Below are 959 nucleotides of genomic sequence, written 5' to 3'. Positions count from 1 at the left end.
TACGTCGCGGGCACCGACGACAACGGCGTCGAAGCCGTCGCCTACGCCTTCGCCCCGCGCTCCTGAGCCTCCGCCACCCCGCAGAAAGGAATCTCCGCATGGCTTCGGAGCACGTGTGGATCATCGGCGCCTCGATGACGCGTTTCGCGCGCCACGACGGCCTCGACTCCGTCGACCTGGCCGCCGACGCGGCCCTGGCCGCGCTCGCCGACTCCGGCACCGCGATCGGCGACATGGACATCCTCGCCGCCGGCTCGCTGTTCAACGCCGCGGCCGGGCTCGGCCAGCAGATCCAGAAGCAGATCGGCCAGACCGGCATCCCCGTCTACAACGTCGCCAACGCGTGCGCGACCGGTGCGACCGCGCTGCGCACCGTGCACCTGTCGATCCTGGCCGGCGAATCCGACCTCGGCCTCGCCGTCGGTGTCGAGAAGACCTCCGGCATGGGCCTGCTCGGTCCGGGCGGGCGTCCGGCCGGCGCGAAGAACGAGTACGCGCCGACGGGGCGCGACGGTCACGTGATGCCGACCGAAGGCATCCTCGGCTCGCAGACGATGCCGAGCGTGTTCGCGCAGGCCGGCATGGCGTACCTGCACGCCAACCCGCAGGCCTCCGTGGAGCACTTCTACAAGATCAGCGAGAAGAACCACGCGCACTCGGAGCTGAACCCGCTCGCCCAGTACCGCAAGCGGTTCTCGCTCGACGAGATCAAGGCCGCGCCGATGATCTCGTACCCGAACACGTCGCTGATGTGTTCGGCGAACACCGACGGCGCCGCGGCGGTCGTGCTGTGCTCGGCGAAGAAGCTCGCCACGCTGCCGCCGGCGGTGCGCGAACGGGCGGTGAAGATCTCCGCGTCGGTCATGACGTCGGACCCGTACGTGCCGGGCGGCCTCGTGCAGCCGGACGTGTCGACGTGCACCCGCAACGCCGCCGCGGCGGCGTACGAGAAGGCCGGC

At 70.7% G+C, this 959-nt stretch carries 1 protein-coding gene; it reads left to right on the top strand.

Annotated features, from left to right (window positions below; genetic code table 11):
• Positions 1-98: 98 nt before the first annotated feature.
• On the top strand, positions 99-959 hold an 861-nt coding region (locus tag ABEA93_RS42015), incomplete at its 3' end, for a thiolase family protein (protein ID WP_345681294.1).

Source organism: Yinghuangia aomiensis (assembly GCF_039542225.1).
In the GTDB taxonomy this organism is placed as follows: domain Bacteria; phylum Actinomycetota; class Actinomycetes; order Streptomycetales; family Streptomycetaceae; genus Yinghuangia; species Yinghuangia aomiensis.
Note: the sequence above shows the minus strand (reverse complement) of the source record. Positions and strands in the feature narration are given on the sequence as shown.